This is a genomic window from Kosakonia sp. H7A (assembly GCF_003028445.1).
GTDB classification, from domain to species: Bacteria; Pseudomonadota; Gammaproteobacteria; order Enterobacterales; family Enterobacteriaceae; genus Kosakonia; species Kosakonia radicincitans.
In genome coordinates, this window is record NZ_PYTZ01000014.1 from 13,034 (window position 1) to 26,229 (window position 13,196).

The window sequence follows — 13,196 nt, forward strand, 5'->3', positions numbered from 1 at the left end:
GCGAATTGCAGCGTTATGCAACCTCCGCCGCCATTTTGCCGCCATTAAGTTGCGACAGCGGGTTGAGCATCACCGCATCTTCAAGATGATCGGGCGCAAAGTGGGCGTAACGCATGGTTTCACGGATATTGGCATGACCAAGAATGCGTTGCAGCACAAGGATATTGCCGCCATTGGTCATGAAATGCGCAGCGAAAGTGTGGCGCAGAACGTGGGTTTTCTGCCCTTCGGCCAGCGCGATATCGGTGGTGGCCAGCATTTTGCTGAATTCCCCATAGCACGGCTGAAACATCTGCCCTTGCAGCGGCGACAGCTCGTCAAAAAGCCACGGCGGAATAGGCACCGTCCGGTTGCGCCCGCCTTTGGTTTTGATAAAGGTGATTTTATTCGCCGCAAGCTGCGCGCGATTGAGGTTTTCCGCCTCGCGCCAGCGCGCGCCGGTGGCGAGGCAAATTTTCACCACTCGCGTTAAATCGGCATGCCCGTAGCGTTCGCAGGCCGCCAGCAGGGTGATGATTTGCGGCTGCGTCAGCCAGGTCATTTCCCGCTCTTTTTCGCGAAAAATGCGCACGTTTTCAATCGGGTTCGGCAGCGACCATTCCCCCAGCCGCCGCAGTTCGTTAAACACCGCGCTCAGATATTGCTGCTCGCGGTTGACCGTGACTGGCTTCACCTTCCACTTTGCTTTGTCCGGCGTGTAACCGTTATCGATTTCTCCGCTCAGACGCTGGTCGCGATAGTGCGCCCAGGCTTTGGCGGTCAGACGCGAGGCGACCGGATCGCCCAGCCCGCGACAGACAATCTCCAGCTTCGCCATCCGCGACTTGCCCGCCGCCAGCGACTGGCCATGCAGCTTGAACCACAGCGCAATCAGCTCGCTTAAACGTCGGCGATCCTCTTTTTCGCCCAGCCACGGCTTCTCCTGCGCCTCCTGTTTCGTCCAGGATTCAAACGCTTCGGCCTCGCCTTTGGTATTAAACTGCCGACGAATACGCCGCCCTTCCCGCCCTTGCGGGTACAATTCGCACAGCCACTTGCCGTTTTTCTGTTTGCTGACCGTCATTGCCGCTTACACATGTTTTTCCAGCGTAAAAATCACCACGCCGAACGGCGCAATCTCTGTCACGCCGCATTCGAAATCGACCGCATTATTCGTCAGACGTACTTTGCCGCCCGGCAGCCGCACCACATCAAACACATCCAGCGCATCGTCGATACTGATAAACCAGCGCCCGTTACCAATTTTCTGCGCCGAGGTATCCACCAGCCAGGCCGCATTCAGCCCCTCGATAAAATTCAGCCCTTCCGTCGATGACGGCGCAAGGCTGCGATCCAGCGCCCAGACGCCCACTTCTTTCAGCTCGCCGGATTCCAGACGGAATTTCGGAATGCTCAGCACAGCATCATTTGACGCCGCAGGAGCCGGAGCCGGGTACATTTCACCTTTCCCGGTCGCCAGCCAGTTCAGCGAGACGCCGGTATCCAGCGCGCAGGTCACCACCACATCGCCGGGAAAAAACTCACGCCGCACCCAGGTGCTGATAGTTCCGGAGGAGATATCAAGCAGGTCGCCGAGATCTTTTTGCATCTGGAAACCATACGCATCGAGGATGCGGCGCAGCACCGGCCGCCCGCCGGTCGATAAAATCTCATCGTACAGTGCCTTGCCTTTCGGCAGCGGCTTATCCGCTGATTTTGCATTTGCAAATTCACCGTTTACCAGCCAGTGCAAATCTGCGCCGGTATCCAGCGCGCATTTGACCACTGCCTTATAGGGCACGCTGTCGCGCTGGATCCAGCTACTGATATTGTTCGCCGGGACATCCAGTGCTTCGGCAAGCGCTTTCTGGCTGGAGACAGAATAGGACGCAGCAATACGCTCGATCACATCCTGAACACTCATTTTGTTATCACTCATGTTCACCAACATCAAAAAAGCGATTTACACAATCGCATTTGCGATTTATATTGCTGTGCATCGACCAAAATGCACAGCAGTGCAGTACATTTCAAACAACAGGAGATAATGCGATATGTCAGATGCAAAATCAACGCCGTCGCATCCGTTATCTGGCTCTCAAATGCAATCCAGGAATTTCACCCATGGGCAGATGGATGAGCTGGTCTCCGCCCTGCTCCCGACATTACAAACCCTGATCCGCTCGGCGATGTCCGATGCCATGACGGTGCGGGATTTCGCTGCCATGCGCGGTATTAGCGAGCGTCTGGTCTGGCAATGGCTCGACGAAGGCATTCTGCTGAAAGCACCAACCCGCGACTATTCGAGCGCGGAAAACGCCGGTAAACGCAGCCGCACGCTGATCAACGTGCAGGCCTGGCGCGACAAATTAACCCAGCAGGCGATCGACTGTCGTTATCTCGACCGTCGTTCCGGCACCTCGTTTAGCTGAATTTGCTTTTGCAAACTCAGAATCAAACAGGAGGCAATATGGCGATCACTTCACCCACCGCAACGCTTCCGCTCAACGCCGGAGAACGCCTGAGCGGGCTGAACCATATCGCGGAAATCCGCGGCCGCTTCTGGGGCGATAGCTGGCGCGAGGTGGCGCGCTTTATCGACGAGCTGTGTGACAAGCGGGATGAACACTTTGAAGAGAACAGCCGGGCGCTGGCGGCGATCTTCTTTCTCGCCAGAGTACCCACGGCGCGTCAGGCGCTTCATCCGGATGCGCTGACGCTTGAGGAGAAGCGGGCGCTGATTGCCGCGATGAACCATTTCCGCGTGGTAGTAAGCCTGTTTCCGAAACGGCTCACCATGCCGCTGTAACCCCTTTTTCATACCTATGACGTCAACCCGTCGGGCCTCCCTTTGCCCGAATTTCAGGAGAAATACCATGCGTAAAAATGTTACCCCCCATCCAGTACGCAGCCATGAAGAGATCGCGCTGCTGCTGGCAGAAGCCCGCAACAACGAACGCCTGCGCTGTGCCGGCATTATTTCCGGGCGGCTGGAGGCGCTGGCCGCGTTTATCGCCACCCGGCGTCTTGAGTGGTGCGACGTCGCCGAACTGCTGCGCCAGGAAGCCAGCCATATCGATACCCAGGCACAGGAGCTGCACTGATGGCCGATGAAATGGATCTCGTTCAGCAGCGTGAGCTGGACGATCGCGAGCGCTATATCCGCCAGGCGCGTAACCGCCTGCTGTTGCCCTCACGCCTTACCTGCGAATGCTGCGATGCGCCGATTCCCCAGGCCCGGCGGATGGCGTTGCCCGGCGTGACCTGCTGTGTCAGTTGCCAGCAGCTCGCCGAACTGAAAGATAAACATTACCGGAGGCGCTAATTGGCGGTCTCGTGGGCTTATCCGTGGAACGCGCCGCGTTCAGCGATCGCCAGCCCGTATCTCACCCACGCGGAACTGCACCGTCGCAACCAGCATTTTGCGGCGGTGCAGCAGGCGCGCCACGCGCTGGCGCTGCAACCGGAGTGCATCCGCTTTCCGATCACCCGCCGTATCGATGTGCTGGAACAGGCGCACGGTACGGCGCGGGCCAACGCCTTTCTCTGCCACTTTTTTCACCGCGCTATCCCACGGCTAAACGCGGTGACGCAGCGCTACCAACACAAACCGCTTAGCCCGCGCCTCTCCAGAGCCGTGTTCAATGGCCATTTTGATACCACCATCCAGCAGGATCTGGCGAGCCGTCTGGTGGCGCTGCTGGCCCGCTATAACCAACTACCGGATCTGGCGAAAAGCGCGATTGACCGGCTGGCGACCGACATCGCGCATTTTATTCGCGGCGAACTGGCAAACATCGACAGCGCGGAAGCGGCAGAGCTGAAAACCCTGCACCGCTGGTATCTGCACGCCGGAATGATTGCGCTGCAATTTAACGTCACGCCGCCGCACTGGCAGCGTGTCACCCGTAAAGTTGCCTGCGCTGATGAGATTGCCCCGGCGGTGATCCGCCTGTTCAGTGAGGTCTGGTGGCGCGGCCATCTGCGTCGCATCGCCGCCCAGTGGCGCGAACATTTGCAAATTGCACTCGGTAACGTCAGCAAGAAAAAACGGCCCTATGCCAGCGACGATTGCGTCAGCGCCTGGCGCGAGCAGAAACGCCGTAACCGCGAGTTTCTCAACAGCATGGAGCTGGAAGATGAGGAAGGAAACCGTATCAGCCTGATTGATAAGCATGACGGCTCGGTCGCCAACCCGGCGATTCGCCGCTGCGAGCTGATGACGCGCATTCGCGGCTTTGAAACGATTTGTCAGTCGCTGGGTTATGTCGGCGAGTTTTATACCCTGACCGCGCCGTCAGCCTGGCACGCCACCACCCGCGCCGGTTATCGAAATCATAAGTGGAACGGTGCCAGCCCGGCGCAAACGCAGGGCTATTTCACCCGGCTGTGGGCAAGGATCCGCGCCAGGCTGCATCGTAACGGGCTGCGTATTTTCGGCATTCGTGTGGCTGAGCCGCATCACGATGGCACGCCGCACTGGCATCTGCTGCTGTTTATGCAGCCGCAGGATGTCAGCCACGTGCGCGAAATTCTCGGCGACTATGCCCGCGAAGAGGATCACCACGAGCTGCGCAGCGATAAGGCGAAACGCGCACGTTTTCACGCCGAGGCGATCGATGCGCAAAAAGGCAGCGCCACCGGTTATGTGGCGAAGTATATCGCCAAGAATATTGACGGGTATGCGCTGGAAGGCGAGCGCGATAATGAGAGCGGCGCACCGTTGCAGGAGACGGCCTGCGCTGTTTCCGCCTGGGCGGCACGCTGGCGGATACGCCAGTTTCAGTTTGTTGGCGGCGCGCCGGTGACGGTGTATCGCGAGCTGAGAAAAATGGCCGATGGCGAAACAGCTCGCGGCTTAAGCGTGGAATTCGCACTGGTTCACGATGCCGCCGATGCCGGGGACTGGGCAGGCTACGTCAATGCTCAGGGCGGGCCGTTTGTTCGTCGCGATGATTTGCAGGTGCGCACGCTGTATGCGCCGGATGACGAATTTAACCAGTACGGCGAAACCACGGTACGTATTCGCGGAGTGTATGACACCCAGGTCGGTGCCGGTTCGCCGGTGCTGACGCGGCTGAAAAAATGGAAAATTGTGCCGAAGCGAACGGGGGTTGACCTTCAGGGCGCGCCTGCGCCCTCTTGGAGTTCTGTCAATAACTGTACGCGCTGGCCCACCAGCCGCTGTAGCGATCCACCGCCCGATAACCCGGAATCGACGAGACAAACCGCACTAAAAGCGTGGGCGAAGCAGAATAATGGTTTTCTCTTTCAGCAACATAGTGATGCGGTGAAATAATTTTCGCTTCCCATCAATAAACGGCCTATGATACTGTACAAATATACAGTAAAGAACTCATGAGGGGATTCATGGTGTCTGAACGGAATGAACGCGCCCAGCGGAAATGGGCGTGCGTAAGGTTTATTGCCGAGTTGTCTCTGCTCCACCATTGCAAAAAGGAAGAGCTGGAAATGGCACTGTGGCTGATTGCCGATATGGCGGAAAGCGAAAGCGCGACTGCGCAGGAAAGAGACATCTTTTACCAGGCAGAATAGCCGCCGGAAACCCGCCGGTTACGGCGGCCTGCGCGCCAGATCATACCTGCACTGTTTCAGGCCGCCCCTCCCCACTTCACATTGCTTTCGCCCTGTTGTGTCAGCGTACAGCCAGCGGCGACAGATAGCGTCCGCCTGCTCCGGTCTGGAGACTTAACGGTGGGAAAAATCCTTCCCGACGGTAAGAGACGCGAAACGATGAATGTAATCACACAACAGGGCGATACGCTCGATCTCCTTTGCATGCGCTATTACGGCTACACCCAGGGTGTGGTTGAAACGGTGCTGGCAGCCAATCCAGGCCTTGCCGATCTGGGCGTGATTCTGCCTTACGGCACTCCGGTAAACCTGCCGGAAGCGCAGGCGCCGACGCAGACAGAAACGGTGAATCTATGGGCCTGACTATCGAAAAAGTCACTTCGTCGCTGGCCTACTGGATAAGCGTCGCGCTGACCTTTTTCGGCGCGATGACGCCACAGGATTTCGCAGCCTGGTTCGGCGCGCTGGGCGTTGCCATCACCGTCGCCGTGAACTGGTATTACCGCCGCAAAAGCTATCTGTTCCTGAAATCCTGCGCCACGAGCCAGGAGGTGATGAATGGGCTTACCCGTTAAACGTTGCAGCGCTGCGGCGGTGCTGGCACTGGCGGTGCTGGTACCGGATTTCCATTTACTGCACACCTCGCAGCCGGGGCTGGCGCTGATTGCCGATCTGGAAGGCTGTCGTCTGCGTCCATACCAGTGCAGCGCTGGCGTCTGGACATCCGGCATTGGCCACACCGCTGGCGTCGCGCCAACGCGGGATATCAGCGAAAAAGAGGCGGCGGTGAATCTGGTCGCCGATGTACTGCACGTTGAGCGACGTCTGGCAGCCTGCGCGCCGGTTGCTATGCCATCACAGGTTTATGACGCGGTGGTTAGTTTTGCCTTTAACGTCGGCACCGCTGCCGCCTGCCGTTCGACGCTGGTGTGGTTTATCAACCACAAACAGTGGCAACAGGCCTGCAATCAGCTGCCGCGCTGGGTGTTTATCAACGGCGATCGCAATCGCGGGCTGGAAAACCGCCGCGAACGCGAACGCGCCTGGTGCCTGAAGGGGGTGAAATGACCGCCCGACTGATTGCCCTGCTGCTCGCAGCGCTGGGCGTAATATGGCTGGTGCAGCAAAACCACGTGCTGCGCAGCGCGCTTTCGCAATCCACCCAGCTTACGCGCGAGCAGAACAACACCATCGCGCAACTGAAAGCACAGCGCGCCACCGCTGATGCGCTGGCGGCCAACAACGAGCAGGCGCAGGTGGCGCTGCGTCAGCAGCTCAATGCCGCCAGCGAACAGGCCGTGCGCCGCGAACAAACCATCACAAGGTTACTCCATGAAAATGACGCCTTCCGCCGCTGGTATAACACTCAGTTGCCTGATGCTGTGCGCCGGGTGCACCAGCGCCCCGCCTGCCCCTCTGCCAGTCACTGTTTACAACCGCTGCCCGCAGGTCAGCCTGTGTCCGATGCCGGGCAGCGATCCACAAACTAACGGCGATTTAAGCGCCGATATTCGTCAACTTGAGCGCGCACTGGAGAGCTGCGCGCTACAAGTCGAAACCGTTAAACACTGCCAGGATGAGATAAATGCTAAAACCCGACACGCTGCGCAAAGCCCTGACTGATGCTGTCCCGGCGCTGCACGACAACCCCGATACGCTGCGGCTGTGGGTGGACAAAGGCAGCAATACCGCCACGTTTGCCCCTTCGCTGTCGTTTGAAAAACAGTTCAACCTCAACGTCGAAGTCAGCGCTTTTTCCGGCGATATCGATACGATTTTTGTGCCGATCATGGCCTGGCTGCGCGACAACCAGCCGGATATTCTCACCGTCGAAGCGGGTCAGCGCGGCTGCTTTAGCTGGTCGCTGACGACCAACAGCGATGGCACCCAGGATCTGCTGATTATCCTGCAACTGACCGAGCGCACCAAAGTGACGGAAGTGGATGGCGCGCTGCACGCCGAGACGTTGCCGGAGCCGCTGCCGCCGGCGCTGGTTACCCGCCCGGTTGAGCTCTATATCAACGGCGAACTGGTGAGCCGCTGGGCTTCATAACGCCCGCAAATGCGCCCCGCGTTGTGCCAAAAGCCGGACAGCCTTGTCCGTTTTTCAAAGCCGGGGCCGCATAGCATCATTTCCGCTATGAACACACAACTCTCGCTCCAGGAAATGGCCCGCGCGCTGCGCAATATGATCCGTACCGGGATTATCGTCGACATCGACCTGACTTCCGGGCGTTGTCGAGTGCAGACAGGCGGCATCGTCACTCAGTGGTTGCAGTGGTTAACCCACCGCGCCGGACATTCACGTACGTGGTGGGCGCCCTCGGTCGGCGAGCAGGTTTTACTGCTGGCGGTCGGCGGCGAGCTCGACACCGCCTTTGTGCTACCGGGCATTTTTTCTGACGACAACCCGGCGCCTTCCGTTTCGGCGGACGCCTGGCATGTCGCCTTCCCCGATGGGGCGGTGTTCGAATACGAACCACAAAACAGCGCGTTGAAAGTCAGCGGCATTAAAACCGCCGATATCACCGCCTCCCAATCCGTAACCGTCAGTGTGCCGGAAGTGAAGGTTGTCGCCTCCACCCGCATCACGCTTGATACCCCGGAAGTAGTCTGTACCAACAAGCTCATTACCAGCACGCTGGAGGTGCAAAAAGGCGGCACGATGAGCGGCAATATCTCGCACAGCGGCGGTTCGTTGTCCTCTAACGGCAAAGTACTGCATACCCATCAACACCCCGGCGACAGCGGCGGTACAACAGGAGCGCCTCTATGACAGTGCAATACAGCGGTTTTGACCGCACCACCGGCCAGCGCCTGACCGACACCGAACATATCCGCCAGAGCATCAGCGATATTCTGCGCACGCCTGTTGGTTCACGGGTCATGCGCCGTGATTACGGCTCACTGCTGTTTGAGATGATCGACCAGCCACAAACCCCGGCGCTGGCGCTGCAGATTCAGGCCGCCTGCTATATGGCGCTGCTGAAATGGGAACCGCGCATCACGCTGAGCGCAGTGACAACCGAACGTCAGTTCGACGGCACGATGATTGTCAATCTGACCGGCCAGCTCGCCAGTACCGGCGAATCCCTTTCGTTAACCCTTCCAGTGAGTTAAAACCATGCCGATTATCGATCTGAGCCAGTTGCCCGCGCCCAATGTGGTTGAGGAACTTGATTACGAGGGTCTTCTTGCCGAACGCAAGGCGACACTCATTTCCCTGTTTCCTGCCGACGAGCAGGAGGCCATCGCCCGTACGCTGGCGCTGGAGTCCGAGCCGCTGACCAAGTTTCTTGAAGAGAACGCTTATCGCGAAGTGCTGTGGCGCCAGCGCGTCAATGAAGCCGCCCGCGCGGTGATGCTGGCGTACGCCGCCGGTAACGATCTTGATGTGATTGCCGCTAACAGCAATACCGCGCGACTGGTGATCACCCCTGCCGATGACAGCACCATCCCGCCGACTGCCGCAGTGATGGAATCAGATAAAGACCTGCGACTGCGTGCGCAGCAGGCCTTTGAAGGCTTAAGTGTGGCCGGGCCGGAAGGCGCTTATGAATATCACGGCCGCAGCGCCGATGGTCGCGTTGCCGATATCTCCGTGATCAGCCCGAACCCGGCGTATATCACCATCTCAGTGCTCTCACGCGAAGGCGACGGCAGTGCCAGCGACGAACTGATCGCCATCGTTGAAAAGGCGCTGAACGCAGAAGATGTCCGCCCGGTTGGCGACCGCGTAACGGTACAAAGCGCGGAAATTGTGCCCTACCAGATTGACGCCACGCTCTATTTTTACCCGGGGCCGGAATCGGAACCGATTCGTCAGGCCGCCGAACAGCAACTCAAGACCTATATCTCCGCACAGCGCCGACTGGGCCGCGATATCCGCCAGTCGGCCATTTACGCTGCGCTGCACGTTGAAGGTGTACAACGCGTGGAGCTGAGCTCGCCGCAAAGCGATCTGGTGCTGGAGAAAAACCAGGCTTCGTACTGCACAGCCTGGAGCATTAATACAGGAGGCACCGATGAGTGATGACCGCCTGTTGCCCGTTGGCTCCTCAGTTCTGGAGGTGGCAACGGCAGAGGCAGCGGCACAAATCGAACGCGTACCGGTGCCGCTGCGCACATTATGGGATCCGCTGACCTGCCCGGCAGAGCTGCTGCCTTACCTAGCGTGGGCGCTCTCCGTCGATCGCTGGGATTACAGCTGGCCCGAGGCCACCAAACGTAAAATTATCGCCTCTGCTTTTTTTGTTCATCAACACAAGGGAACCATTAGCTCATTACGACGCGTTGTTGAACCACTCGGCTACCTGATTGAGCTACGCGAATGGTGGCAGGAGAATGCCGAACCCGGCACGTTCCGGCTGGTGATTGGCGTGCAGGAGAATGGCATTACCGAGCAGATGTACCAGGAGCTGGAGCGGCTTATCAATGATGCCAAACCGGCGAGCCGCCATCTGTCGGAACTGAACATTAGCCTGAGCACCAGCGGCGAGTTTTATGTTGGCGCCAGTTGTTACCTCGGTGAAGAGCTAACGGTTTATCCTTACATGCCGGAAGAGATTGTGGTCGGCGGCGAGTATTACCCCGCTTCTGCCATCCATCTTATCGATGATGTTTATATTTCATAACCCGCCACACTGCTGAAACGGGCTACGGCCCGTTTTGTTTTATCTCCCTCGTTGTATCAGCGGACCGACAACGCCGCTGATTAGCGTCTGCCTGTGGCTGAACGGAAAATAGCTCCGCCGTTCATTCACTATCCAACAACCAGAGAGCATATGCATGACTGCCAAATATTTTGCCATTCTGACCAATCAGGGCGCCGCAAGGCTGGCGAATGCCACCGCTATCGGCACCTCGCTCAATCTGACGCAAATCGCCATCGGCGACGGTAATGGCGTACTGCCGACGCCCGACGCAACGCAAACCCGGCTGGTGAATCAAAAGCGAATTGCGCCGCTGAATGCCCTGTCGATCGATCCCACCAACACCAGCCAGATTATCGCCGAACAGATAATCCCCGAAAACGAAGGGGGTTACTGGATCCGCGAACTCGGTCTCTACGACGATGAAGGCGTACTGATTGCTGTTGCCAACTGCCCGGAAACTTACAAGCCATTGATGCAGGAAGGGAGCGGCCGCACGCAGACGATTCGCATGGTGATCACTGTTTCATCAACCGCCGCGGTGACGCTAAAAATCGACCCGGCAGTGGTGCTGGCGACGCGTAAGTATGTTGACGATAAAGCGATTGAGGTGCGCACCTATGCAGACAACCTGATGAGCCAACACGTCGCAGCGGGCAATCCGCATGCGCAATACCCTCTTATCGCTAATGCGCTGAAAGAGATGGCGAATGCCGGGCTTGTCAGCAGTGTGCAGAGCAATCTTGGCTTGAGTTCGCTTGTGCAGGCAGGAACCGCAAGTGGCCTGCTGGCCACCGCCGGTTATTTTCAGATCCCGGGTATCTTGAATGGCGGTAAACAGGCACTGATTATTCAATGGATGAAGGTAACGACCAGTGTGAACAACGGTGAGAACTCCGTCTTCACATGGCCAATAGCCTTTCCGAACGCCTGCCTGAATACGCAAGTCACCTATACCGAAGGATCATCACCCTTCACCGATATCACGGTGCCCATCTTTGTTGTAGCCCGATCCTTACAGAACATCACCATCCGTTCCTACAGCGGCGCGGGCAACGGCATCGACATTCTGGCGATCGGTTTTTAACCGCTTCGTTAGCTTGCCACGGGCTGCGGCCCGTTTTTTTCATCACGCTCGTTGTGTCAGCAGGCAACCAACGCCGATCAATGGTGTTCGCCTGTGGCTGAACGGAAAATAGCGTCACCGTTCATTCTTCACCAAACAACCTGAGAGTTAACGCATGACTGCCAAATATTTTGCCATTCTGACAAATCAGGGCGCTGCGAGGCTGGCAAACGCCGCATCGCTCGGCACAAAACTTAATCTCACGCAGATGGCGGTTGGCGATGCCAACGGCGTACTACCGATGCCAGACCCAACGCAGACAAAACTGATTAACCAGCAGCGTATTGCGCCGCTGAACCGGCTGTCGGTCGATCCTAATAACAGCAGCCAGATTATTGCCGAGCAGGTTATTCCGGAAACGGAAGGCGGTTTCTGGATCCGCGAAATTGGCCTCTATGATGACGAAGGCGTATTGATTGCGGTCGCCAACTGCCCGGAAACGTATAAACCGCAAATGCAGGAAGGGAGCGGACGCACGCAGACCATCCGCATGGTGCTTACCGTCTCATCAACGGCTGCCGTCACGTTGAAAATCGACCCGTCGGTGGTACTGGCGACGCGGCAGTATGCCGACGACCTGATGAACAACCATGTTAAAGCCGCTAACCCGCATGCGCAGTACGCACCGCTGGCCAGCCCGGTGTTTATCGGCACGCCGACGGTGCCGGATACGCATATTGGCAACTACGGACAGCAGATCGCCAACACCAAATATGTGCGCGATGTTATTGCTGACTACGACGGCATTTTACCGGTGGGTTCGCCCGTCGCCTGGCCGCAAGCCACTCCGCCTGGTGGCTGGTTTAAATGCAACGGCGCGTCCTTTGATAAAACCCAGTTTCCACGGCTGGCAGCCGCCTACCCGGCCGGTGTTCTGCCGGATCTGCGCGGCGAGTTTATTCGCGGGCTGGATGATGGACGCGGGCTGGACGCCGGGCGAGCACTGCTTTCAGCGCAGGCTGATGAGTTGAGATCGCATAACCACCGATTTATTAATGAATACGGCACGCCCACCGGGAAAATTATCGCCTTTACCGATGAAAACAGTGAAAAAGTGGATATCACCGGGCAAACAGGTAACCGCTGCCATACCTATATCTACATGGAAAACACAGGTGGTGCGGAAACCCGTCCACATAACATTGCATTTAACTACATCGTGAGGGCTCAATAATGTTGACCGCAATTCTGGATGAAAACCGCTTAGCCACTCGTGCCGGGGAAGTGACCGTTTACAACTATGACGCGACCAGCCGCGAATACCTCTCTACATCCGTTGAATATCTCGCCGTGGGTGTCGGTATTCCGGCAAACGCAGCGCTTGATGCGCCTCTTTCGGCGAAAGCGGGATTTGCCATCTGCCGCAACGCTACCGGGCAGACCTGGGAATACATTCACGACTCACGTGGTGAAACGGTATATGACACCGCCAGCGGCGAACAAAAACAGATAACCGAACTGGGCGATTACCCGGCGAATGTCACCACGCTTGTTCCGGCTACGCCTTATGACGTCTGGAATGGCAGCGCATGGGTCACAGATGAAAGCGCGCAAAAAACCGCGCTGATAGCGGAAGCTGAACAGAGCAAAACGCAGCGGTTGAAAGAGGCGAAAGAGAGTATCAGCGTATGGCAGACCGAGCTGCAACTCGGCATTATTAGCGACGACGACAAAGCCAGCCTGGTGAAATGGCTGGAGTACATCAAGGGCGTGCAGGCTGTCGATACCACAAGCGCACCTGATATCCGCTGGCCTGAACAGCCACAATAAGAGCAACGGGCCGCGGCCCGTTTTTTGTCGGGTTGGCGCTGCGCTTACCCGACCTACTGTTCCCCCACAGGCCT

Annotated in this window: 21 protein-coding genes; 19 read left to right on the plus strand and 2 right to left on the minus strand. The window is 57.7% G+C overall.

What is annotated here, in order from left to right; translation table 11 throughout:
* Nucleotides 1–13: 13 nt before the first annotated feature.
* Together CWM66_RS26100 and CWM66_RS26105 are read right to left on the minus strand one after the other, a co-directional pair.
* Nucleotides 14–1,063: a site-specific integrase gene (locus CWM66_RS26100; RefSeq protein ID WP_107147621.1), complete on the minus strand. Its 1,050-nt coding sequence runs from the start codon at nucleotides 1,061–1,063 to the stop codon at nucleotides 14–16.
* Nucleotides 1,064–1,069: 6 nt separating this feature from the next.
* Nucleotides 1,070–1,918 carry a phage repressor protein CI gene (locus tag CWM66_RS26105; RefSeq protein WP_007370742.1) on the minus strand — a complete coding sequence of 283 codons (849 nt, stop codon included), beginning with the start codon at nucleotides 1,916–1,918 and terminating at the stop codon, nucleotides 1,070–1,072.
* A gap of 115 nt (nucleotides 1,919–2,033) precedes the next feature.
* On the opposite strand from CWM66_RS26105, the gene CWM66_RS26110 reads away from it, so the two are divergent.
* The 19 genes from CWM66_RS26110 (at nucleotide 2,034) to CWM66_RS26195 (ending at nucleotide 13,122) form a co-directional block, all read left to right on the plus strand.
* Complete coding sequence (locus tag CWM66_RS26110) at nucleotides 2,034–2,411, plus strand: hypothetical protein (RefSeq protein ID WP_007370740.1); 378 nt, start codon at nucleotides 2,034–2,036, stop codon at nucleotides 2,409–2,411.
* 38 nt (nucleotides 2,412–2,449) lie between these two features.
* Nucleotides 2,450–2,788 carry a DUF5347 family protein gene (locus CWM66_RS26115; RefSeq protein WP_007370739.1) on the plus strand — a complete coding sequence of 113 codons (339 nt, stop codon included), beginning with the start codon at nucleotides 2,450–2,452 and terminating at the stop codon, nucleotides 2,786–2,788.
* A 67-nt stretch (nucleotides 2,789–2,855) separates the two neighbouring features.
* Entirely contained in the window at nucleotides 2,856–3,083 is a 228-nt protein-coding gene (locus tag CWM66_RS26120) for a DUF2732 family protein (RefSeq protein WP_007370738.1), read from the plus strand.
* The gene (locus CWM66_RS26125) at nucleotides 3,083–3,304 is read left to right on the plus strand and encodes a TraR/DksA family transcriptional regulator (RefSeq protein WP_007370737.1); all 222 of its coding nucleotides are present in this window, start codon (nucleotides 3,083–3,085) and stop codon (nucleotides 3,302–3,304) included. Before CWM66_RS26120 ends, CWM66_RS26125 begins: the two co-directional genes overlap by 1 nt.
* Nucleotides 3,305–5,278 (plus strand): replication endonuclease, encoded by a 1,974-nt coding sequence (locus tag CWM66_RS26130; protein WP_107147622.1) that lies wholly within the window; start codon nucleotides 3,305–3,307, stop codon nucleotides 5,276–5,278.
* A 71-nt stretch (nucleotides 5,279–5,349) separates the two neighbouring features.
* Nucleotides 5,350–5,535: a hypothetical protein gene (locus CWM66_RS26135; protein ID WP_035888419.1), complete on the plus strand. Its 186-nt coding sequence runs from the start codon at nucleotides 5,350–5,352 to the stop codon at nucleotides 5,533–5,535.
* A 198-nt stretch (nucleotides 5,536–5,733) separates the two neighbouring features.
* Nucleotides 5,734–5,937, plus strand: a complete 204-nt coding sequence (locus CWM66_RS26140) for a tail protein X (protein ID WP_079517518.1) — start codon at nucleotides 5,734–5,736, stop codon at nucleotides 5,935–5,937.
* Complete coding sequence (locus CWM66_RS26145; protein WP_007370733.1) at nucleotides 5,928–6,149, plus strand: HP1 family phage holin; 222 nt, start codon at nucleotides 5,928–5,930, stop codon at nucleotides 6,147–6,149. Before CWM66_RS26140 ends, CWM66_RS26145 begins: the two co-directional genes overlap by 10 nt.
* Nucleotides 6,133–6,642 carry a lysozyme gene (locus CWM66_RS26150; RefSeq protein WP_007370732.1) on the plus strand — a complete coding sequence of 170 codons (510 nt, stop codon included), beginning with the start codon at nucleotides 6,133–6,135 and terminating at the stop codon, nucleotides 6,640–6,642. Before CWM66_RS26145 ends, CWM66_RS26150 begins: the two co-directional genes overlap by 17 nt.
* Nucleotides 6,639–7,064 (plus strand): Rz-like lysis system protein LysB, encoded by a 426-nt coding sequence (gene lysB / locus CWM66_RS26155; protein WP_107147623.1) that lies wholly within the window; start codon nucleotides 6,639–6,641, stop codon nucleotides 7,062–7,064. The genes CWM66_RS26150 and lysB overlap by 4 nt, the downstream gene beginning before the upstream one ends.
* Nucleotides 6,952–7,197: an Rz1-like lysis system protein LysC gene (gene lysC / locus CWM66_RS29365; protein WP_233218433.1), complete on the plus strand. Its 246-nt coding sequence runs from the start codon at nucleotides 6,952–6,954 to the stop codon at nucleotides 7,195–7,197. The genes lysB and lysC overlap by 113 nt, the downstream gene beginning before the upstream one ends.
* Nucleotides 7,160–7,627, plus strand: coding sequence for a phage tail protein (locus CWM66_RS26160; protein ID WP_079517515.1), 468 nt, complete (start codon nucleotides 7,160–7,162; stop codon nucleotides 7,625–7,627). Before lysC ends, CWM66_RS26160 begins: the two co-directional genes overlap by 38 nt.
* 87 nt (nucleotides 7,628–7,714) lie before the next feature.
* Nucleotides 7,715–8,350 (plus strand): phage baseplate assembly protein V, encoded by a 636-nt coding sequence (locus CWM66_RS26165; protein WP_035888404.1) that lies wholly within the window; start codon nucleotides 7,715–7,717, stop codon nucleotides 8,348–8,350.
* The gene (locus CWM66_RS26170; protein ID WP_007370726.1) at nucleotides 8,347–8,694 is read left to right on the plus strand and encodes a GPW/gp25 family protein; all 348 of its coding nucleotides are present in this window, start codon (nucleotides 8,347–8,349) and stop codon (nucleotides 8,692–8,694) included. Before CWM66_RS26165 ends, CWM66_RS26170 begins: the two co-directional genes overlap by 4 nt.
* A 4-nt stretch (nucleotides 8,695–8,698) precedes the next feature.
* Nucleotides 8,699–9,607: a baseplate assembly protein gene (locus CWM66_RS26175; protein ID WP_007370725.1), complete on the plus strand. Its 909-nt coding sequence runs from the start codon at nucleotides 8,699–8,701 to the stop codon at nucleotides 9,605–9,607.
* A complete protein-coding gene (locus tag CWM66_RS26180; protein WP_007370724.1) occupies nucleotides 9,600–10,208 on the plus strand; it encodes a phage tail protein I in 609 nt (202 codons plus the stop codon). The genes CWM66_RS26175 and CWM66_RS26180 overlap by 8 nt, the downstream gene beginning before the upstream one ends.
* A gap of 154 nt (nucleotides 10,209–10,362) precedes the next feature.
* The gene (locus CWM66_RS26185) at nucleotides 10,363–11,313 is read left to right on the plus strand and encodes a phage tail protein (protein WP_007370723.1); all 951 of its coding nucleotides are present in this window, start codon (nucleotides 10,363–10,365) and stop codon (nucleotides 11,311–11,313) included.
* A 154-nt stretch (nucleotides 11,314–11,467) separates the two neighbouring features.
* Nucleotides 11,468–12,526 carry a phage tail protein gene (locus tag CWM66_RS26190; RefSeq protein WP_007370722.1) on the plus strand — a complete coding sequence of 353 codons (1,059 nt, stop codon included), beginning with the start codon at nucleotides 11,468–11,470 and terminating at the stop codon, nucleotides 12,524–12,526.
* The gene (locus tag CWM66_RS26195) at nucleotides 12,526–13,122 is read left to right on the plus strand and encodes a tail fiber assembly protein (RefSeq protein ID WP_107147624.1); all 597 of its coding nucleotides are present in this window, start codon (nucleotides 12,526–12,528) and stop codon (nucleotides 13,120–13,122) included. Before CWM66_RS26190 ends, CWM66_RS26195 begins: the two co-directional genes overlap by 1 nt.
* Nucleotides 13,123–13,196: the final 74 nt, after the last annotated feature.